Annotated in this window: 17 protein-coding genes and 1 pseudogene; 5 read left to right on the top strand and 13 right to left on the bottom strand. The window is 51.2% G+C overall.

Translation table 11 applies throughout. The features are described 5' to 3' along the window. Positions 1 to 312 precede the first annotated feature (312 nt). The 9 genes from KP014_RS21995 to leuC all read right to left on the bottom strand — a co-directional run bounded on the left by KP014_RS21995 (position 313) and on the right by leuC (position 13,037). Positions 313 to 2,313: a methyl-accepting chemotaxis protein gene (locus KP014_RS21995; RefSeq protein WP_051500160.1), complete on the bottom strand. Its 2,001-nt coding sequence runs from the start codon at positions 2,311 to 2,313 to the stop codon at positions 313 to 315. 314 nt (positions 2,314 to 2,627) lie between these two features. After that, positions 2,628 to 2,894, bottom strand: a complete 267-nt coding sequence (locus KP014_RS22000; RefSeq protein WP_025700831.1) for a hypothetical protein — start codon at positions 2,892 to 2,894, stop codon at positions 2,628 to 2,630. 49 nt (positions 2,895 to 2,943) lie between these two features. After that, positions 2,944 to 3,609, bottom strand: a complete 666-nt coding sequence (nth, locus tag KP014_RS22005; RefSeq protein WP_036596134.1) for an endonuclease III — start codon at positions 3,607 to 3,609, stop codon at positions 2,944 to 2,946. Between the two features lie 200 nt (positions 3,610 to 3,809). Beyond that, positions 3,810 to 6,563, bottom strand: a complete 2,754-nt coding sequence (locus tag KP014_RS22010; protein ID WP_051500159.1) for an S-layer homology domain-containing protein — start codon at positions 6,561 to 6,563, stop codon at positions 3,810 to 3,812. Positions 6,564 to 6,649: 86 nt separating this feature from the next. Then, on the bottom strand, positions 6,650 to 7,312 hold the full coding sequence (locus tag KP014_RS22015; protein WP_246590566.1) for a GerMN domain-containing protein: 663 nt from the start codon (positions 7,310 to 7,312) through the stop codon (positions 6,650 to 6,652). Between the two features lie 137 nt (positions 7,313 to 7,449). Further along, positions 7,450 to 8,949, bottom strand: a complete 1,500-nt coding sequence (locus KP014_RS22020) for an N-acetylmuramoyl-L-alanine amidase family protein (protein WP_036596132.1) — start codon at positions 8,947 to 8,949, stop codon at positions 7,450 to 7,452. Between the two features lie 165 nt (positions 8,950 to 9,114). After that, positions 9,115 to 10,674: an N-acetylmuramoyl-L-alanine amidase gene (locus KP014_RS22025; protein WP_036596128.1), complete on the bottom strand. Its 1,560-nt coding sequence runs from the start codon at positions 10,672 to 10,674 to the stop codon at positions 9,115 to 9,117. A 305-nt stretch (positions 10,675 to 10,979) separates the two neighbouring features. Further along, positions 10,980 to 11,582: a 3-isopropylmalate dehydratase small subunit gene (gene leuD / locus KP014_RS22030; protein WP_036596125.1), complete on the bottom strand. Its 603-nt coding sequence runs from the start codon at positions 11,580 to 11,582 to the stop codon at positions 10,980 to 10,982. Between the two features lie 30 nt (positions 11,583 to 11,612). Further along, the gene (gene leuC / locus KP014_RS22035) at positions 11,613 to 13,037 is read right to left on the bottom strand and encodes a 3-isopropylmalate dehydratase large subunit (RefSeq protein ID WP_036596122.1); all 1,425 of its coding nucleotides are present in this window, start codon (positions 13,035 to 13,037) and stop codon (positions 11,613 to 11,615) included. A gap of 496 nt (positions 13,038 to 13,533) precedes the next feature. Between leuC and KP014_RS22040 the strand changes: the two are divergent. Then, positions 13,534 to 13,861 (top strand): annotated as a pseudogene (locus KP014_RS22040) (transposase); the annotation flags it as partial. A 44-nt stretch (positions 13,862 to 13,905) separates the two neighbouring features. On the opposite strand, the gene KP014_RS22045 reads toward KP014_RS22040, so the two are convergent. Next, positions 13,906 to 14,541, bottom strand: a complete 636-nt coding sequence (locus KP014_RS22045; protein WP_036596118.1) for a flavodoxin family protein — start codon at positions 14,539 to 14,541, stop codon at positions 13,906 to 13,908. 383 nt (positions 14,542 to 14,924) lie between these two features. On the opposite strand from KP014_RS22045, the gene KP014_RS22050 reads away from it, so the two are divergent. Continuing rightward, positions 14,925 to 15,836: a LysR family transcriptional regulator gene (locus tag KP014_RS22050; protein WP_036596115.1), complete on the top strand. Its 912-nt coding sequence runs from the start codon at positions 14,925 to 14,927 to the stop codon at positions 15,834 to 15,836. A gap of 97 nt (positions 15,837 to 15,933) precedes the next feature. On the opposite strand, the gene KP014_RS22055 is transcribed toward KP014_RS22050, so the two are convergent. After that, the gene (locus tag KP014_RS22055) at positions 15,934 to 16,131 is read right to left on the bottom strand and encodes a hypothetical protein (RefSeq protein ID WP_090834181.1); all 198 of its coding nucleotides are present in this window, start codon (positions 16,129 to 16,131) and stop codon (positions 15,934 to 15,936) included. Positions 16,132 to 16,552: 421 nt separating this feature from the next. Here KP014_RS22055 and proB point away from each other — a divergent pair, with 421 nt between their 5' ends. The 3 genes from proB to proC all read left to right on the top strand — a co-directional run bounded on the left by proB (position 16,553) and on the right by proC (position 19,888). Continuing rightward, complete coding sequence (proB, locus tag KP014_RS22060; protein WP_090834180.1) at positions 16,553 to 17,659, top strand: glutamate 5-kinase; 1,107 nt, start codon at positions 16,553 to 16,555, stop codon at positions 17,657 to 17,659. Positions 17,660 to 17,726: 67 nt separating this feature from the next. Next, entirely contained in the window at positions 17,727 to 18,974 is a 1,248-nt protein-coding gene (locus KP014_RS22065; protein WP_036604674.1) for a glutamate-5-semialdehyde dehydrogenase, read from the top strand. 29 nt (positions 18,975 to 19,003) lie between these two features. Continuing rightward, a complete protein-coding gene (gene proC, locus KP014_RS22070; RefSeq protein WP_036604673.1) occupies positions 19,004 to 19,888 on the top strand; it encodes a pyrroline-5-carboxylate reductase in 885 nt (294 codons plus the stop codon). 133 nt (positions 19,889 to 20,021) lie between these two features. Here the strand turns inward: proC and KP014_RS22075 are convergent, their stop codons facing one another. Continuing rightward, on the bottom strand, positions 20,022 to 20,756 hold the full coding sequence (locus KP014_RS22075) for a DnaD domain protein (protein WP_036604672.1): 735 nt from the start codon (positions 20,754 to 20,756) through the stop codon (positions 20,022 to 20,024). Between the two features lie 16 nt (positions 20,757 to 20,772). After that, on the bottom strand, positions 20,773 to 22,068 hold the full coding sequence (gene asnS, locus KP014_RS22080) for an asparagine--tRNA ligase (protein WP_036604670.1): 1,296 nt from the start codon (positions 22,066 to 22,068) through the stop codon (positions 20,773 to 20,775). Positions 22,069 to 22,074: the final 6 nt, after the last annotated feature.

A 22,074-nucleotide genomic window follows, 5' to 3' on the forward strand; every position in this document is an offset into this window, starting at 1 on the left:
ATAATTCCATTTTATCATCGGATTGGCACAAATCAAATATGCTTGGAGAATAAAACTGCGTCCGTTTATAGCACATCGATTTAGCTAAAAGCCACATAATAAATGAGAAGGTTCTCCGGTTCGAAACAATGGAAGGAATCAGGTTTAATTTCCCCTGAGCGGCGATGACTCCGAACAGGAAGACCGCCATAACTACAGCCCGAATCGCGGCAGCCGTATTGGCATCCACCGTTTTCAGGCCGATTTTGCCGAAAATATCAAAGCGAGGCTATCCCCGTCACCGATCCGGCAAAAGGGAAAGCCTCGTCGAAATTACAGCTTGAATCGATCAACCAGCCCGTGCATTTCCTCCGCCATTCTGGATAAATCCGCCGATGAGGACGATATTTCTTCCATAGAAGCGAGCTGCTCCTGGGCGGCGGCAGAGATATTCTCCGTTTCGGTCGCATTGGACCGGGCAACGCTAGCGATGGCATCAATGGCCTCGTTCATTTCCGACGCCCCATCGGAAATTTGCAGCACGGTTGATGAGACCCCGCCGATTTGATCATTCACTTCGTCCACAAACCGCTCGATCTGCGAGAACAGACTGCCGGCGGTTCCCACTGTAAGCATTCCTCCTTTAACTTCTTTTGTAGAAGCGTCCATAGAGGCCTGAACGTTGATAATCTCTTCCTGAATATTGCCGACCAGCAAGGAGATCTCTTGCGCCGACCGTGCCGACTGGTCGGACAGCTTCTTCACTTCACTCGCTACCACCGCAAACCCCCGCCCATGCTCACCCGCTCTGGCCGCTTCGATGGAAGCATTCAGTGAGAGCATGCCCGTTTGTCCGGAAAATTGGGTAATTGCCTGCGTCACTTCACCGATCTTTTGCGAAGTTTGGGATAATACTTGAATAAGCCGCGCCAAATTTTCAACTGAACTGTCGATGGAATCCATCTGTTCTGCGGCGTTTCCGATGGCTTGAGTGCCTTCCGCCGACAACGTCGCCGTCTTGTTCGAGGTGTCCGCGACCAATTGGGCGGCAGCGGCGATTTCCTGGATGCGGGCGGTTATTTCATAAACGGTCTGAACCCCTTGTTCCACCGTTCCGACCTGTTTGTCAGCCCCATCCGACATTTTCTCCGTCGCTCCGGCAATATGCTCGGTAGCCTTGACGGTCTGCTCCGAACTCACCGAGAGCTGCTCCGCCGAAGCTGCCAACTGATCGGACAAATCCCTTACTTCAATAAGCACTCCTCTCAGTGAATCGATCATAAGATTGAAGGTCGCTCCAAGCTGCCCCAGCTCATCCTTCGATTTCACCTGCACGTGAGTCGACAAGTCTCCCTCGGCGAGTTTCTCGGACGCTTCCTTGAGTAAACTCAGCGGAGAAGTGATCGAACGGATAATATACAAAATAACGGCCAAACCCGCCGCCATTGCGGCTATTAGAACAATGAGCGTCGTTCGGAAAATCGGGGCAGCCTCCTGCTTCACTTCATCTATGTACCATGTGCCTGCTACTTTCCATCCGGTCAGAGCATTGGTGACAAATATCAATTTCTTAGTCTTTCCGTCCCTTTCGTTAACATATTTCAGTTCGCCCGAACCGGATTTGAACATAGGATCGATAATCCCTATTTTAGCTGTATCACCGATGGTTACACCCGGTGCTACCAGATATTTCTTTTGGTTGTCGATCATAATGACATAACCCTGTCTGCCAATTGTCGCACCTTTCACCGATTCGCTTAACGCCGCCAGACTGAGGCTTGTTCCCACGACTCCCCGTCCGTCTTCCGTCGTTTTGGCTATAGATACAACCGCATTATTCGTTGATGCGGAGATGAAGGTGTCCGTTACAATGACCTTGCCTTTATTCTCCATAGCCTTGATAAAGAATGGCCTCTTCCTCGGATCGAAACCTTTAGGCAGCGTGACATTGGTTGCATTGAGCATAACGCCTTGATCATTGGCGGCATATACGCTCTCCAGGTCGGGATACAGCGCTTTGAAGCTGGCAAGTAACTCCTTCACTTCAGCATTTTCTGCACCCGGTGTAGAGCCCAAGGCATTGGCGGACACTTGTTGAGATAAAAAATCGATGGCGCTCATTTTTTCACGAATGTTCTTCTCAATCATTTGATTCAGCAGATCCACATTGGAGTATGCCGAATGCTTTAAGTCATTATCCACTTTGTTTCGTGCGGTAAAATAAGAAGCGCCACCTATCGCCAGACTGGGCAAAAGCAAAATACATAAAAAAGACAAAATCAGCTTGCTTTTGACCGAATGAAAATTCCACTTCATGCCATACTTTGTTTTCAACGAAACCCATCCCCCTCATTTCTGTAAAAGCAAAAATCCCCATTTTCGGTTTGATTTTCTACAAACACTATGGTTTATATCGGTAAAATCATTCTTGAAAACAATACTTTAAAAAAACAATTCATATTTCAAAATCCGATCTTCACTAAACCAAAAAAGGCTTGCAGAACTGCCATTCAAGCAGTCATACAAGCCCATTGCCAAAGTATACCTGGCAGCCATTCGCTCCTATCTGAATCATTTTGATTAACGAAAAAGGTCACACTCGTAAAAAAAGCGGAGTCCCCTCATCGGGAACTCCGCCGTTTAGCCGCTTAGGCGCTCTCGAGCACCGGCAGCAGAATTTCAAATACCTTGCCATGCTGAAGGATCGTCAGTCCGCGGGATTTGTCTTTCATAACCACGACTTCGGGCTTTTGCGCCATGCGCTCCAGGTAATGTTCGGGTACGTCGCCGGAATGGCTGATCGTTACGCCCTCTACTTCCTGCTCCTCGTTCTCTTCCATCGAACTGTCCACTACACGGTCAAAAATATCCGAGAACAGCTCAAAATTATCTGTGTATACGGAAATGCATTTCATTCTAATCCCATCCTCTTCTTCATATCTGACTTAAAGCGGCCGCGCTTCACTATTTCTTAGCTTTACTTACCTGCGAGGTTTTCATACGTTTTTTTCCTTCGCGGCATACATCCAGAAGCGGGCATACCTGGCATTTCGGATTTTGCGCCTTGCAGTGATATCTCCCAAAAAAAATCAACCGGTGATGCGTCAGCGTCCATTCATTCATCGGGACGGCCTTCATCAGCTTCTTCTCGACTTCTAGCACGGAATCCTTCCAGCCTGCCAGCCCCAGGCGCTTAGATACCCTCTCAACATGCGTATCCACGGCAATCGCAGGCACGCCGAAGGCGTTGGAAACGACCACATTGGCTGTCTTGCGGCCCACTCCCGGAAGTGTTACCAACTGATCATGGGCCTGCGGCACTTCCCCGCCATACTGATCAATCAGAATTGAGCACAAATTCTGAATATGCTTAGCCTTATTGCGGTAAAGCCCGATCCGGCGTATGTCTTGCTCCAGCTCCTCCAGCGGGACGGAAACATAATCCAGCGGAGCTTTATACTTCCGGAATAAGTCCGCAGTGACTTTGTTTACGGTTGCGTCCGTGCACTGGGCCGACAGCAGCACGGCAATCGTCAGCTCGAACGCATTGCTGTGGTTCAGCTCACAGTCAGCATCCGGAAACATTTCGCCGATCGTATCCAGAATGTGGCGGACATCTGAAATCTTCATATGATGTACCTCACGCGTCAGGTTATCGCTCTGCTAGTATAAATGGTTGCACCAACTTATTCAAGGAAAGACCAATGAAGTATGTATTATAGCCGGGTGGTCCCATACATTACAAGATTGTATCCTCTTCCTCAAAAAAACGTCCCGACGCAGGGAAGCCATGCGTCAGGACGGTATCTCTCGCGGAAAGCCGCCATTCCTTACTGCTTCACAATTTCAACCACGACATTGTTATTCAAATATACTGCAATTTTATCATTTTCTTTGAGAGATTGCACGGACAAAGTCGTGTCGCCTTGGTGAATGTATACGTTAGGCGACAGGATAAACCGGTAATTTTCGTCATTTACGTTATCTCGCTTGACGACAATACGGCCAGCGGCTGCATCATAGCTCGAAAAGTAGCGGGTCTGAACGGGCAGTATGCGCACAATCGTCGTTCCGTCAGCATCCTTGCGGACCTCCGCTCTTTCGGATAAAGACAGTGACCCCAGTGCTGTGGAAGTGCCATTATCTCGGACAATTTTGACACTCCCCCCCGTTCCGAAGGCTTGGGCTGCGCCCGTATAGTCTTTAACGCTCAATGTCCCGGCTGCGGCGTCAATGGCTGTTACCTGGCCTGTCGTCAGCTTTACGGATTGAATCGACAATGGGGAACTTCCAAGCGCGCTGACATTCACATAGTCTCCGGCTTTGAGATCGCTCAGCTTGATCGTCTGTCCGGTCTCGTCGGTCAGCGGAATGGCGAGCGTGTAAATATCGATATTCCCTCCGGATGTCTTGACGCCCAATTTGTTGTTCGCCGCGTCGACATACGCAAGTTGAAGCTGCTGGGATGTCTTCACTTTCAATGAAGTCAGGACATCCTGGCTTGGCATGAGGAAGCCGGTTACGACACTGCCAACAGATACGTCGGTAATGGATAGACCAGTCCGTCCGAACATCTCGACAATCGGCGGATACGGCAGGGTCAAGGAACGGCCGTCAGTCGTTTTCAGTACAAGCGTTCTTGTAGAGGTATTGACCGAGGCTAAGGTACCTTCATATTTACTTACAATTTCCAGGGAAAGCGTTCGCTGGCCAAGTGCGCTAATATTCAGCTTTTGGTTCTCTGTGAGCATCGAAGCAATATTGCTCAGCGTTGGCACATTACCGAAATCGTTGATGAACTTTGTATTCTCATCGAGCTGATAGACACGCGCTTGATTGTTGCTGCCCATGACCGTCAGCAGTTTGGTCTTGAAGTTGTAGCTGACGACCGACGTTCCGAACAGCTGCTCCAGCTTGCGGCCGACTACGGCGATCTTTGTTACCTGGTCGCTGCCGTTTAATGTCAGTTCCACAGTGTCGCCGTATGTCGCGTCGGCAATGAGATCCGACGTAGCCGGTTTGGCATAGCCCGGGATGACGATGGCGGTGCTAGCCGCAAGCAGTTGGACGCCGCGCGTGCCATCCGCTTTCTTGTAGACTACGGAGGAACCGTTCAGATCAGTGAGCATTCCCTGTACCGTCCGTTCTACCGCCTGCGTCACCTCAACGGAAACGATCAGATTGTCCACAATCTTATAATTAACCGCAGAGCCCGCTTTCAGTTCAGAAGGCACCAGAATGGCCTTCTGATAGCTGAATAGGGCGCTGTCCGCCCATTTGAATGTTTCATCCGTTCCGGAAGCGTTCGTGAAGGTTATCGTCTTGGCGGTAAGGTCAATGCTTTTGAGCGTTCCGGATGCGGTTTTGTTGACGACTCCCGAAGTGACCTGAACTTTAAGAATCTTGTTCTGTCCTGTAAATGTCTCTCGTGTAATCGCCACGATACTATCCTCCGAAATCGAAGAAGCTGCAATGGCGCTGCCCCCCGCATCCACGAAGGAAGTGGCATTATCGAAGGCATACTCCGGATATCCGTCGGCATTTTTCAGCCACAGCTTATTGCTGCTTACAGACAATCTCGCGAATGTGCCTTGAATTGTCTCGACCTGCGGTTTCGGATCATTCAGTTCTACATAGGAAGCCGTTCCGTTCTTGCCAATGACCGTGACTTTAGTATAAGGCTGGATATTGTTCAGCGAGATCGCCGTTTCGGCGGCGCTGCTGAAATAAGCCGTCCCGGAGTTCAAGGAGTACACGGCATTGGAGGCACCGCTATATAGTGTCATTTTGCCTTCTTTTACTTCGGTTACGATACCGCTTGACGTATTATTGTAGACCGCCGCCGAATGAGCTTCCGCCCGGCTGAAGAAGGTGGCGAGCTGTGCCCGCGTAACTTCTCCCTGTGGATTGAAAATATTCCCGCTCAGCCCGTTCGTCAGTCCAAGGTCGATGGCAGCGTTGATATATCCCCGTTTATCGATGGAAATCTTGGCGTCATCCGCAAACCCCGATGGTTCGCTGGCGACTGCCTGCGCATCTGACGTCTTGCCGAGGGCACGGATCAACAGCTCGGCGATCCATTCGCGGGTAGCCTTGCGTGTACCCCAGGACGTCTTCAGATTCTCGGCAGCCATTTCCGTCGTTTTGTCCAGCACGTTCCGCTGGAAGGCCAGCACGACATAAGGCTTGTAATAATTGGAGACGTCAAAGCCGGTCGGCAGCGCCGTCGCCGTCCCGCCCGAAGCCTGGTCGTCCAGCTTCATGAAACGCAAAGCCATTAGCACAGCTTCCTGTTGGGTAACTGGGTCCCCCGGACGAAACTTTCCGTTGTTGCCTATAATGATTTCCTGTGCGGCCAATTTGTAGATATGCTTCTCAGCCCAAAAGCCGGAGTTTACATCGGAGAAAGCTCCTGTCCTCACTGCACTCGGCGTCGATGCGGCCACAGCTGTGTTCCCGGCGGGTGCACTGTCTGCCAATACCGTCCCCGCACCGCCAAACGCAATCGCCCCGGCGAGCAGGACGGATATAGCTTTCTTAGTATATCCCTTACAGTAATAGTTGTACTTGTTAAGTCCAGACAATTTGGAATGTTCCCCTCTCTGCAAATAGATAAACCGTCCCTGTCATTAGCGAATTCGACATGCCGCCGCCCTTTTCCTGCGTTGGCTTACTGACTGTTCTCTCTGGTCATCGGATGCAGCAGATCTGCATGGCCCATCAGGCTTTCAACCTGCTCCCCATCAACCAGCAGTTCAATGCTCTGAACCTCCTGAAATTGGAACAGCGTCTTAGTCAGCGCGCTGAGGGCGAAAGATTCGCCTCCGGCCCCTAGCTGAGCCTCTGCCGGTTTGTGAATATCCATCACGATTTGCCCGTTCTCGAACTTCAGAGACTTCAGTTCCATTTTGCCCCATAGAGAGATCAGGTCCGTGTTATCGCTTTTTTGCAGCGCTTTGAAAGCTTCGGTGTATTTTTCGGTGTCGTTCTTATAAGCAATGTCCGCCTTTGCCGGCTTCAGATCCATCATTTGAGAATCCGTGTAATAGACATCGATAGTTTGGCTCTGCTTATCCTCCGCCGGCGCAACGCTCGGTGACGGCTCAGCTGAAGGACTCTCATTTCCTGCCGTCGGCTGCTCCGTTATATCCGGAACAGCACTGTCCATAGGCTGCTGCGAAGCTTCAACATTCCCTTCAGCACCGCTGACAATAGCAGGTGAAGCGATGCCTCCCTCATTTGCAGGCGCTGCAGATGGCTTGTCGCCGCATCCTGCCAGCACAAGCAGAAGAGCCGACGCTATACCGATGATCCCCATTTTTTTATTCAACATTTCAACGCCTCCCTGTAGAATTATGCAGTGTGCAAATCTTGTAAATCTATAAGAAGGGGCAGACCTATCCGAAAATCATCCTCTATCCCTGCATGGGCAGAAGCCTGACTTTACGGCGTCAGTCTGCCGCGAGGCTGTTAGCTGATGCCCAGGTACTCCTTGATTCCGCTCACAATCGCTGCGGCCACCTTATCTTGCAAAGCTTCCGTAAATAGGAGAGCTTCGTCTTTTTTGTTGCTGAGATAGCCGGCTTCCAGCAGAATCGCCGGCATCTTCGTTTCACGAATAACATGAAAATTGCCGTACTGCACGCCCCGGTCACTCAAACCGGTTGCCTGCACCAAATATTTATGCATAACAGCGGCAAACGCCTTGCTCTCATCCCGCTTATAATACGTCTCTGTGCCGCTGGCAGCTGTAGTGGGGCTGCTGTTGGCATGAACCGAAATGAACAGGTCTGCGTTCAAGTTATTGGCGATAGCCGCCCGGTCCTTGAGTTCAAGGAAAGTATCATCGCTGCGCGTCAGCACAACTTCGATATTTGCCTCCTGCTTCAGCAGCGCCTCTGCTTTGAGGACTACCGCCAGATTGAAGTTCTTCTCGTATTTCCCTGTGACCCCGACCGCGCCGGAATCCTTGGCACCGTGCCCGGCATCCAGTACAACGAGCTTCTTGCCTCCCCTGTCAGGAGGGCCCGTGGTTACATCCGCCCCGGTTCCGGCAGCAGCAGCAGCCAGCCCCCCTGTGCCATTCAGGTCAATGATGGCCAGCTTCGACGACGAATCGGTCGCGGATAAGCTGTAACCGAAATCTTTTGACCCACTCAGTTCGATGACGAACCGCACCATATAAGGATTGCTGCTGTATAAGGAATAGCGGATTTCCTTAACATCCGGGTATCCTGTCGCATCAAGCGTGCTCTTCTGATCGGGCGGCAGGTTCTGTCCAGACGCGAACGAATCGGAGAAGGAAGCATTTGGAATATCGACCACGATTCGAGCGGGACCATCCAGAACGGAAAGCTTTGGCGCCGAATCACCGGATATCGCGATGAGAAGCTGGTTATTGCTAAAGCTTACACCGTTAACCTTCGTTAAATTACTTGCGGAGCCGTTCAGCGGCACTTCCGGGCTTGTCCCGTCTCCCGATGAACTGCCGTCTGTGGATGGAGTGTTGTCTGTAGACGAACTGTCGTCAGCTGAAGTCTGTGGCGTCGTAATCGTTACGGTCTTCTCCTTGTTATCCCATTCCACCTTTAACCCGAACTGCTCGGAAATGAAACGGATTGGCACAAGCGAGGTATCGTTCCTCAGGACGGGGGCCTCATTAAGAGGTACCTCATTACCGTCGACTATCGCTGTTTTTTGGCCGACCACCAGCGAGATCACTTTCCCTTGCTGGCTGATCGTCACCGTCTTGGCGTTCTGGTTCCAGTCCACTTTGTATCCCAAGCTTTGGACAATCATCCGTAGTGGCACCATAACGGTACCGTTCACATTCTCGACCGGGACGCTTTGTCCTGCGGTCAATTCCTTGCCGTCGAGGAAAATCTTGTTGTTTCCAGTAGCGGCATGTCCATTTTCCGGCTTAACGAGTACGAACAATAGCACGAGCAGCAAAAAACTTAATTTCTTCATTCTTCACCTCTAGGAATCTTGTATTCCGCCCCGGAACGGCGTTCTATGGTGGCATCCGTCGACGACCTTTGACATTAATTAGACGCCGGGCTCCCTGAAAAGTTGCGAAAGATTTCCAGCCCATCCGGCGTCTAAGTAGATCGCTGCTCCTTCTTGTGGATGAGCCTAAATTCCTAAATATTCAATAATGCCCGCCGCAATTTCCCGAGCCAGTGAATCCTGAAGATCATTGGAAAAAAGCATCGATTCCTCTGACGTATTCGTCAGATAACCGGCCTCCAGCAGCACCGCCGGCATCGAGGTTTCCCTCGTCACATGCAGGCTCTTGGCCCTAACTCCGTTATCCTTAAAGCCGGTTCCCTTCACCAGATGCGTATGCATAACCCTGGCTAGCGGAAGACTGTCATTGCGGGAGTAATAGGTTTCACTGCCGTTAACCTTGTTCCAATTGGATGCAGTCGTTGGCATTGCATTCGCATGCAGCGATACGAAGAGGTTCGCTCCAGCCTCTTCCGCGATATGTACACGATCCTGCAGACCGAGCGTAATATCCTCCATCCGTGTGAACACGACCGTCACCCGTCCATCGCTTTGCAGCAGGACTCCGGCTTTTTGAATCACCGCGAGATTGAAGTCTTTCTCTTGTCGTCCCGCCGCACTGATCGCCCCCGGCTGCGAACCGCCATGTCCGGCGTCCAGCACAATAACAGGCTTGCCTCCGCCAGCGCTAGTGGTTCCTCCAGTATCACTTGCATTCAGATCCACGGTGATAAGGCCTGTGCTGTCGTCAACGCTTAGACGGTAAGCCAAAGTTTCCGTCGTCTGAATTTCAAACCTAACGGCAGAAGGAGTGGTACCTGACAACGAATATCTGAGACCGGCTATTAGCGGATATTCCGAAACATCAAGAGTACCTTGAGCAGTTGTCGTCCCGGAGACCGTTCCTCCTCCTGCGAAATCCGCCGCCAGTGAAGTGCCCGGCAGCTCCACCACAATCCGGCTGGGATTATCCAGCGTTGAAATATTCGGTTTGACGGTACCGGTAACGGCGATGATCAGCTGATTCGCGACAAAATCCGCCCCTTTTACCTGTACCGACGCACCTGCTGCGGTTCCGGCAGGTATCTCAGCAGATTGGGGCGGTGAAGAAGCTGCCCCTGCTACCGTGCCGGTAGTCTGCGACGGCGCAGGTGTAGGCGCAGGCGAGCTGACGACCGGACTTGCCGACGGGGAAGGCGTAGAGGCCGGCCAGGTTTCAGGCGCAGCCGGGCTAGAATCTGACGAATTTCCGGACAGATAGACGATCTTTTCCTTGTTGTCCCAGCCAACTCCAAGCCCGAACTGTTCTCCGACGAACCGAATCGGAACGAGAACCGTCCCTCCAGTCTGCTTAGGTGCGGCGTTCAGGCTGAGCGGAACACCGTCCGCATCGGCCTTTTTGCTCCCGACAAACAGCTCAATCGCTTTAAAATCCTGACGGATGGTCACTTTACGGGTCGTTTGATCCCATAACACTTCATATCCCAGATTCTCCGTGACGACACGGATCGGGATCATGACGCTTCCGTTGACGTTCTCGAGCACGATACCTTTCGGCAGCGCCAGTTCCTGGTTATCCAGCACTATTTTCCCTCTACCCGCCGCCTCCGCGTCCTGCCCGGACCAGACAATAAACACCAGCAGGGGCAGCAGCAGCGCAATCATTTTCAGACAAACCTTCCTCATTCTCTTCTCCCCTTACTCCCTTATTGCAGAAAGACTGCGATAAACTCCTGACGCGGGTATTTGGCAAAAGTTACACATGAAACAGCAATTATGCCGATTTATTAGAAAAACGCCTATCGAAGTATCTCGAGGATGCAGCCGAGTCCTTTTTTGGCGGTAGCTTTTCTTGCAATATCGGGAAATCTAGTCTTGATGTTTATACATTCTGCTATTATAGCAAAAAAACTTCCATTTCCGGTGTTGGAAATGGAAGTTTTGTGTAAAAAATTTACGAGATTCGTGTCTGCGTAATGCCAAAGCCCCTATTAGGCAAAAAGCTTAGCCGCATTCTTCTGTTCATAAGCAGAAATTGCGTCCTCATGCTGAAGCGTCAGACCGATGTCGTCAAGACCTTGCAGCAAGAACTGGCGGCGGTGCTCGTCAAGATCGAAGTTGATACTCAGACCATAGGAGTCGCTGATATTCTTGTTCTCGAGATCGACAGTCAGCTCATAGCCTTCATGGGCTGCAGTCCGCTGAAACAGGTCTTCCACCTGCTCTTCAGAGAGCTTGATTGGAAGAATACCGTTCTTGAAGCAGTTGTTGTAGAAAATATCGGCATATGACGATGCGATAATCACCTTGAACCCATAATCCAAGATCGCCCACGGAGCATGCTCTCTGGAGGAACCGCAGCCGAAGTTGGCTCTGGAGATCAGGATGGACGCGCCTTTGTAGCGGTCCTGGTTCAGCGCAAATGCCGGATTGTCGTTACCCGCTTCATCAAAACGCCATTCAAAGAACAGAAACTGTCCGAAACCAGTCCGTTCAATCCGTTTGAGGAATTGCTTCGGAATAATGGCATCCGTATCCACATTGACCCGGTCGACAGGTCCGACAATCCCGGTTAATTTCTTAAAAGCTTCCATCTATATTACCCTCCCGATTATCTCGAATTCTTAAGAGCTGACAGCTTCCGTCTTATAGTTCCAATCCCGCACATCCGTGAAGCGGCCTTTAATTGCAGCCGCGGCAGCCATTGCAGGCGAGACCAGATGTGTGCGTCCCCCGCGTCCTTGGCGGCCTTCGAAGTTCCGGTTGGAGGTCGACGCGCAGCGCTCTCCCGGCTGCAGAATGTCAGGGTTCATCGCCAGACACATGCTGCATCCCGCTTCGCGCCATTCAAAACCGGCTTCCGTGAAAATTTTGTCCAGACCTTCCTTCTCGGCTAGAACCTTTACTCTTCCCGAACCCGGCACGACAATGGCCGTTACGTTCTCCGACACCTTATGGCCCTTGGCAACCTCGGCCGCCGCGCGCAGATCCTCGATCCGTCCATTGGTACAGGAACCGATGAAGACATAATCGATGGCAATCTCAGAAATTGGAGTTCCCGGCTTCAAATCCATGTATTCAAGCGCCTTTTCAGCTGCTTTGCGTTCGTTCTCGGTAGCAAGATCGGCCGGATTCGGCACCGTAGACGTAATGTCGGTACCCATACCCGGGCTCGTGCCCCAAGTCACCTGAGGAATCAGCGTGTCCACTTCAAACTCGACAACCGTGTCGAACTCCGCGCCTTCGTCAGTCACCAGCTGTTTCCAAGCAGCTACAGCCTCGTCAAATGCTGCGCCTTGCGGAACATATTGACGGCCGCGCAGATATTCGAAAGTTTTCTCGTCAGGAGCGATCATACCCGCTCTGGCGCCGGCTTCAATCGACATGTTGCAAACGGTCATCCGCTCTTCCATCGACAGTTCGCTAATGGATTCACCTGTATATTCAATAACATAACCCGTCGCGAAATCCGTGCCGTATTTGGCAATCAATCCGAGGATCATGTCTTTCGCCGTTACGCCCGGGTTGCGTTTGCCGATAAACCGGACTTCCATCGTCTTCGCTTTGGCCTGCTGCAAACACTGGGTCGCCATAACATGCTCAACTTCGCTTGTGCCGATACCGAAAGCAAGGGCTCCGAAAGCGCCGTGAGTGGAAGTATGGCTGTCTCCGCAGACAATCGTTTTGCCGGGATGCGTAAGCCCCAGTTCCGGCCCCATAACGTGGACAACCCCATTATCAAGATCGTCAAGACCGAACAGCTTCACTCCGAAATCGGCACAGTTCTTTGTGAGTGTATCAATCTGCTGTTTGGAAATCGGGTCCGTAATATTGAAACGGTCCGTGGTAGGAACGTTGTGATCCATCGTCGCAAAAGTCAGCTCCGGGCGGCGAATCTTGCGTCCGCTCAGACGAAGTCCTTCAAAAGCCTGCGGCGATGTAACCTCGTGCACCAGCTGCAAGTCGATATATAGTATGCTAGGTTTGCCTTCCTCTTGATAAATAACGTGATTGTCCCAGATTTTCTCGAACATTGTTTTCTTGCCCATGATTTCACCTCGTCATAGATTCGTTCATCTGTAAGGAAAAATGGATTTCCCTTTGGAATGATCTAAATATAACATGAGGTTGTTTATTACGCCAAGATATAATATCTATAATTCTTATAGGTAAATATTATAAGAATGGATACGCTTTGTTAGGGAAATCTACGATATACAAGGGTTTGGAAAATAGTTGATAAAAACCTTGCGTATTTATATGGCACTGCAACATACAGCGATTGTGCGGGAATTAAATGACGAGAGTGGCCATTACTTTTACTGAACTTAATTGGAGCTTGATGACTGCCAGTCAGACGGTCAGACGATGGATGAATTATTCGCTACCTTAAAGACACCCGGGATGGATGGCTTGCTGTTTAAACTAGAGCATGCTGATTTCTCGAGTTATATGAAGCAGCTTAGTTCATCGTGGTTGGTGATCGCGAAGGTGAGAATACGAGTGGTAAAGATTACACAGCATTTTTATTAAATGTGCTGGGCATGTGGACTCTTCGAAAACGAAACCTTCAAGTTCTGGCTCAGCGTGCTGAATGACCTGCAAAATCGCGGAGTGCAGGATATCCTTATCATCTGGGTGGACAACCTGAACGGCTTATCTGAGGCGATTGCCTCTTGCTATCCAAAGACCGAGATCCAGAAGTATCATCCATCAAATCCGCAACTTCACCCGATTCGTGTCGTACAAGGACCTCAAGAAAGTGACCGCTGACCTGAAACCGATTTACAAAGCCGCAACGGAGGAAGGCGCCCTGCTGGAACTGGACCGCTTCGAGGAAGTCTGGGGCGCCAAGTATCCGCTCATTATCCGGGAAAGCTGCCACTATTTATACTTTTCCATAAAACTCCACTCCCCTTAACGAATAAAATTAGTAAATATTTTTTCTTCTCTTTCAGGCTTCTTTACATTTCCTTCACCGTTTTCTATCAACTTCATAAGCCATGCCATATTTTTACCAAGTACCCTCATTATTTGAATCCCTTCTTTATCCTGCATTGCCTCCCCAGGTGCTGTACCGTTAATAACATTCCAATAATTTGAAGTAGCCATAAGCATTTCAGAATGATTAATGTAGTTATTTAACTGGTCGAAAGTTGGAATTCCACCTGCACGTCTTACTGCTACAACTGATACACCAACTTTATGTCTTAACATACTATCATTGGCTTCTGCCACACGAAAAGCTCTATCCAAAAATGATTTCATTGTTCCAGCAATGGATGAATAGTGAACTGGTGACCCTAAAATTATTCCATCAGCTTCTTTCATCTTTTCAATCCATTCATTAACTGGATCAGTAGTAATAATACACTTTTCATTTTTCTTTTTTGTACAATTTTTACAAGCAATACATCCTCTAACAGGTTTATTCCCTACGTGAACTATTTCTGTTTCTATTCCTTCTTTTTCAAGTTCATCAATAACTATTTTTATTCCATGATAAGTATTTCCTGCTTTAGCAGGACTTCCATTAAAAGCTACAACTTTCATTAAAAATTCCTCCTTTTATAACCTTAATTTTTTTACATCATAATAATTACAATTTTCCACAAACAAATACTGAACGTATAGTTTACATATTATATAATATACTGAACGTACAGTATTGTAAAGTGTATTTTTTTAATATGGAAAATAAAAAGAACGAAATGCATGCTCCCTATTTGGAGAAAACTCATGCGTTTCACTCTCGCTTCATTTTCAAGCTCTCTTAGTGTTATGAAAATGGGGCATCTGGGGGTCAAGTTAGGGTCAGTTTGTTTTGACTAAGCATCCTGCCAATATTAGCGGGGTATCAATTTTTATTAATATAGCTTCGGTCTCTTTGATAGGTTATGCTTATAAGACGATGGATTTAGAAGGAGACCGCAAGTATGGAACTCAGACAACTGCTTTATGTGCTGCAAATCGCAAATGAACGGAATTTCTCCCGGGCTGCGGAGAAGCTTCATATCGCCCAGCCCTCGCTGAGTCAGCAGCTTTCCAAGCTTGAGAAGGAGCTCGGCGTAATGCTGTTCCAGCGGAACACGAGCACCGTCGAGCTTACCCATGCGGGAACGAAATTTGTGGATCAGGCGCAGATCATTATCAATGCGGTAGAGCTGCTGCGTCAGGAAATGACCGATATATCGGAGCTTCGCACAGGACGTGTAGTTGTCGGCAGCATGCCGATTACGGGAGCTCACCTGCTGCCCCATGTGCTGCCGGTATTTAAGCATAAATACCCGGAGATAGAGATTACGCTGTTGGAGGATTCCTCCATGAATCTGGAGAAGCTCACCGCAAGCGGCCAGACGGATCTCAGCCTGCTGTCTCTGCCGCTGGAGATTCCTGCGCTGGCCTATGAAATTCTTGGCGAGGAGCGTATTGATCTCGCGGTTCCGCCGGAGCATCCTTTGGCTGTGCGCGCATCCACCGGCATGAGAACGGCAATGGAAGAACTAAGAGGAGAATCGTTCATTGTCCTTAAAGAAGGGCAGGGCTTTCGTAAAATGACAGTAGACCTGTGCCGGGAGGCCGGATTTGATCCGTCCATTGTCTTCGAGAGCAATAATATGGAAACCATACAATCGCTTGTGGCGGCAGGCATGGGCGTGACGCTGGTTCCCCGCTTTATTTCCCGCGCACCGCGAAGCGAGTTTGTACCCGTCTATTTGCCTTTAGCTGAGCCTGTGCCCAGCCGGACATTGGTCGTCGCCTACCGCAAGGGACGCTATCTGTCCAAAGCAGCCGAAGCTTTTATCCACACGTTCCAAACGACGGTGGCCGAGCTTGCTCAGGAATAGCACCAGCAATGGTTACCAACAAGCCGGATACGCCTGCAAAATAAGCCGCTCATCACTGCGGAAGCGATGAGCGGCCTTGAATATTTTCCAGTTGACGTTAGTTCTGGTATTTACGGAAATTACGCTCGGAAATGAAATGGTTCTGAGTATCAGGCACATGCGAGGTATCTTCGTCAACCGGTCCTCTTGAATGAGGACTGCCGGTCTCTTCCTCGATAAAATCGCGCATGGTCTGCCGCTGCTCCTCTAATGTATCTTTTCTTTCTTCAAGCTTTTGCCGGTTCTCTTTATTCAATGGTTCCACCTCCTGAACACGGAATAGATCTATTTTGCCCGCTCGGGTGGAAGGATAAACATTTTCCATACACTGGTCTTTTCGAAGGCAATAGCTTGAACTCTCTTGGCAAACTTGGCTCCTCATGGTATTCTAATTGTCAAATAGGTAAACGTGCAGACGGGACCAGTACGAACGAGCCTACCGCGCCAGAGAGTAAATTCCGACCGGCTGAAAGAATTTACCGCGGCTAACGTTCCGAATCCTACCCCCGAACGGCCTGCCCCGCAGGACGAGTTCCTCCCGTTACGAGGCTTAAGTCGGATGATCCCTCATCAATGAAGGTGGTACCGCGGAAGTGAACCCAAGCTTTCGTCCTTTGCTCAGTCTAAGGATGGGGGCTTTTTTGTTGTTCAATATGGATAATAGGAAGTGAAAGGCAATGTCTACACGATTAGTGGTCAAAATCGGCAGCAGCTCTCTGACCGCAGCCGAAGGCGGGCTTAACCGCGACGCGGTCGCCTTTTTCGCGTCCGAAATCGCGGATCTGAGGCGTAGCGGCTGCGAAGTGCTGCTGGTAACCTCCGGTGCGGTTGCCGCAGGCTTCCGCAGCATCGGATACCCCGCACGTCCCAAGCAGCTGCATGAGAAGCAGGCCGCCGCAGCCGTGGGCCAGGCGCTCTTAATGCAGGCCTATCAGGAAGCATTCTCCGCGCACGGTCTGACTGCTGCACAGATTCTGCTGACTCGCACGGATTTCCGCAGCCGCCGCGCGATGAACAATGCCTCAATGACCGTCGAAGAGCTGCTGAGGCAGGGCGTGATTCCGGTATTTAATGAGAATGATACGGTATCCGTCGACGAACTGAAATTCGGCGATAATGATATGCTGTCCGCTCTGGTCGCCAACCTGCTCAAGGCCTCCCGCCTGCTGATGCTTACGGATATCGATGGCTTGTACAGCAGCGATCCGCGAAATAATCCGGATGCCGTGCGCTACCGGCTTATCGAGCAGATCACGCCGGAAATCTATTCGATTGCCGGAGGAGCCGGATCCTCCGTTGGCACAGGTGGCATGCGCTCCAAGATCGACGCCGCCAAAATCGCCACCCGAGGAGGCGTGCCCGTCTTTGTGGGACGCGTCACCGAACCCGGGGATCTGCGGCTGGCTGTCAAGGATGAAGGCAAGGGCACGTACTTTGCAACAACGCTGTCTTCCCTGCCCGTCAAGAAGCAATGGCTGGGCTTCATGTCCACCCCGCTCGGCTCGTTGATTGTCGACGCCGGAGCGGAAGAAGCGTTGGTTCACGGAGGGCACAGCCTGCTCCCCGTAGGCGTCAGGGAGGTTCAGGGCAGCTTTCATACCGGAGACGTCGTTGAAGTGCTCGGCCCCGATTCCAAGCTGCTCGGCCGCGGCATCGTGAATTACGACGACGCTCAGCTGCGCATCATCCGGGGACTGCCGAGCGGCGAGGTCATGCGCCAGCTTGGAGAAGAAGTACACCGGCTTGAGGTCATTCACAGGGATGAATGGATCACGTTGAAATAAACAATATCTGCTGTGAAACCTTTTTGCCTGAAATGTTATGATCCAATTTGGATAAGGGGGAAAGATGATGAGTGAAGTTGAAATCAAAGCGTCCCTAGCAAAAAGTGCGGCGGGGGCACTCGGCAGACTGACTACCGGTCAGAAGAACGAAGCGCTGCTGGTAATGGCAGACGCGCTGCGGCGGGAAGCTGCCGCGATTATCGAAGCTAACGCCGAGGATCTTGAACGGGGCAGACAAGGCGGTACGCCGCAATCCATGCTGGACCGGCTGTCGCTGGATACTGCAAGGATCGATGCAATCGCCGAGGGACTTCAGCAAATCGCCGTTCTCCCCGATCCGGTCGGGGATACTCTTGAAACGATGGAGCGCCCCAACGGTCTGATCATTGAGAAAATCCGTGTGCCGCTCGGCGTTATCGGCATTATTTATGAAGCCCGCCCGAACGTTACGGTCGATGCCGCCGGTCTATGCTTGAAGACGGGCAATGCAGTCGTGCTGCGGGGCGGCTCAGCCGCTCTTTCATCCAACCGCAAAATCGTCGAGGTGCTGCACGCGGCTCTTACCGGGACGAACATCCCTCCTAACGCGCTTCAGCTTATAGAGGACCCGAACCGCTCGTCCGTTGATGAATTGCTCAAGCTGAACGGTCTCCTTGACGTCATTATCCCGCGCGGCGGCAGCTCGCTTATTCAGAATGTAGTAAAGAACGCCACGGTTCCCGTCATTGAGACGGGCGCAGGCATTTGCCATACGTATCTGGATGCCAGTGCGGTGCCGGCAATGGCTGAATCGATCAGCCTGAACGCCAAAGCGCAGCGTCCCTCCGTCTGCAACTCGATGGAGACCCTGCTTGTTCACCGGAGCTTCGCGGCTGAGCATCTGACGGCGCTCGGAGAAGCCCTCCGCAGTGCCAAGGTGGAGCTTCGAGGATGCTCCCGGACACGGACGCTCATTCCATGGGCGTTCCCGGTCACCGATGAGAATTATGCGACAGAATATAACGATTATATCCTCAACATTAAAGTTGTAGACGGAATTGATGAAGCGCTGGAACATATCGCCCGGTATGGCACAAAGCATTCCGAGTGCATCGTGACGGAGGACGAAGAGAACGCCGAACGGTTCCAAGATGAAGTTGACGCTGCCGCAGTCTACCATAACGCGTCTACCCGCTTCACCGACGGCTTCGAATTCGGATACGGCGCCGAGATCGGCATCAGCACCCAGAAGCTGCATGCCCGCGGACCAATGGGTCTGCCTGCGCTGACTTCTACCAAATACAAAATTTACGGCAACGGACAAATCCGGAGCTAGCCCTTATCGCCAAGGAGGAACACAAGACTATGTGTCAACAAACCGCTAAGCCTTTAATTAATCATAGGGTCGTTTTTCACGGAGCCGGCTCCATGGCAGAAGCGATCGTCCGTGGTCTGATCGCCCGCTCCGTCATCTATGCCGATAATATCGTTATGCTTAACCGCAGCAGCAGTGAACGTCTGGCCGAACTGCGTTCCCGCTACGGCGTAACCGGAAGCAATGACCCTGAACATAAGAACGAATATATGCGTACATCCCCGGTTATTGTGCTTGCCATGAAGCCTAAGGATGCGGCTGCGGCGATACGGGACCTCGCACCGCTGCTCAAGGATGGGCAGTTAATCGTTTCCGTCATCGCAGGCCTGTCCATCCGCACAATTCAGGGACTGCTCGGCAAGAAACAGCCTGTTGTCCGCACTATGCCGAACACCTCTAGCTCAATCGGTCTTGGCGCAACAGGCATTGCCTTCTCTAAGGAAGTATCCGAGGAACAACGGCGGCTTTCACTTAACATCTTCGAGGCGGTCGGCCTTACGACCGTGATCGATGAAGAGCGCATGGAAACGCTGACCGGCATCTCCGGCAGCGGTCCCGCCTACATCTATTACATGATGGAGGCGATGATTGCCGCCGGCATCCGCGGCGGACTGTCCAAGGAGCAGAGCGCCGAATTGACCGTACAGACGGTGCTCGGCGCTGCCCGCATGGTGCAGCAGACAGGGGAAGAACCTGCCGCCCTCCGTAAAAAGGTGACATCTCCCGGCGGTTCCACCCAGGCCGCACTGGAAGTGCTCGACAAGGGAGACTTTTTTGAAACGGTTATTGCGGCGGTAAGCCGCTGCGCCGAACGTTCGCGTGAGATGGGAGCTGCGCTGGAAGCGGAACTCACGTCAAACGAAGAAAAGGAATAGTCTGTTAGGCCATTCCTTGGTTGGAATTGTCGACATCTAAAAGTCTGGCATCTGCCATAATTCAACATTTTCGCCTAGCAAATAAGGCCGATCAAGTTTGATTCCTTGATCGGCCTTATTATTATTATCCCTGCTATCTTCCCCCGCGAAACCGCTGGGAATACGCCTTGACGTCCTGGGCGTTCTTCACCCGGTTACGGCTCCATTCCAGCAGAATCCTATCAATATAACGAAAATGCACCTTTCCGGCGAATACGGATTCCTTTAGAGCGAGCAGAATCAGTTCCTCGGGATACCGGTCCTGGTCGAGCCATCCGGAGATCGTCTCGCATTCCATCGGAGAAAGCGGACGGCCAAACTCCTTCTCGAACACAACGAACAGACTGCGGCTTTCGTCTTCTTCAAACGCATCCCCGGGAAGTATACTGCCTGTTTCCTGTAACATTGCCCGGCTGGCGCTTCGAACTGAACCTCTATTCTCATCAGCTGGTGGAGAATCATTCTGGGACGCGAGATAAGAACCCAACTTATCGTACATTCCCGAGAAGTCATAGCGTTCGTAATGGATACCCTGCCGCTCGTCGCTGCCTGCAACAATCTTCAAAAATCCTTCCTTGATCAACTTCTGCAGCTCACTGGCAATTACCGATCCGCTGCGTCCGGTAACGGTTTGCAGCTCCTCCAGTGAAGGAAAGTCCTTTCCTTCAATCTGACGGAAAGAGAGCAAATGAATGAGCAGCAGCGTCTCGCTGCCTGTCAAACCCAGCTTTCGGTAAGCTGTAAGAAGTGTATATGGAATGACGGCCATCCCGCTCTGCAGCCCAAAGGATGCGCCTCCGCTCCAACTGTTTCCTTCCTTGCCGTCCATAAGCCCCTCCTCTCTCTTAAGGGTAGAGACGGTACAGCATCCGCGGGAACGGAATGGTCTCGCGCACATGATCCAATCCGCAAATCCAGGCTACAGTCCGTTCCAGACCAAGTCCGAAACCGGAATGAGGAACAGAGCCATACGTCCGAAGATCCATATACCATTTGTACGTATCCAGCGACAGCTCATGCTCCTTGAAGCGCTCCTCAAGCAGTTTGGGATCGTCGATGCGCTGCGATCCGCCGATAATTTCCCCGTATCCTTCCGGAGCAATCATATCCGCACACAGCACGACATCCGGACGATTCGGATCAGGCTTCATGTAGAAAGCCTTAATACCGACCGGATAATGTGTAATGAATACCGGCTTATCATATTCTTCCGCAATCGCCGTTTCATGCGGCGCGCCAAAGTCCTCTCCCCAAGGGATGTCAAAACCTTTATCATTTAGAAATTTAATCGCATCGTCATATGTGATGCGCGGGAAAGGAGCCTTAATATTTTCCAGCTTGGAAATATCGCGTCCCACCGCCTCAAGCTCCGTCTTGCAGTTCTTCAGGACGGACTGCACGACATGACTGATGAACTCCTCTTGAATGCGCAGGCTTTCTTCATGCTCCGTGAACGCCATCTCCGGCTCGATCATCCAGAACTCGATCAAGTGGCGGCGGGTTTTCGATTTCTCGGCACGGAAGGTCGGTCCAAACGAGTATACGCGGCCAAGCGCCATTGCCGCGGCTTCCATATAGAGCTGTCCGCTCTGCGTCAAATAGGCGTCTTCCTCAAAATACTTGGTGTGGAACAGGTTGGTCGTACCCTCCGCCGATGTCGGGGTCAGGATCGGAGGATCGACGAGGGTAAAGCCGTTAATGTCGAAATACTCCTGAACCGCCCGGATAATTTCCGCCCGGATCACAAGAATCGCCCGCTGCTTCGAGGAGCGGAGCCACAGATGCCGGTGATCCATCAGGAAGTCGACGCCATGCTCCTTCGGTGTAATTGGATAATTCTCGGTCAGGTGCAGAATCTCGATTCCGGTCACCGTCATCTCAAATCCCGATTGGCTGCGGGGTTCTTCGCGGATAATTCCAGTGACGTAAAGAGAGCTTTCCTGGGTCAGACTTTTTGCTGCGTTCCAGACCTCCTCCGGTACTTCCGATTTCACGACGACGCCCTGAATATAACCGGTTCCGTCCCGAAGCTGCAGGAACTGAATTTTGCCGCTGGATCGTTTGTTATTTACCCAGCAGCCAATGACGACGCTTTCTCCGACATGATCTTTCACGCCCAGGATAACCGTTTTGTTAGCCATGCCATC

This window comes from Paenibacillus sophorae (assembly GCF_018966525.1).
Taxonomy (GTDB): domain Bacteria; phylum Bacillota; class Bacilli; order Paenibacillales; family Paenibacillaceae; genus Paenibacillus_AQ; species Paenibacillus_AQ sophorae.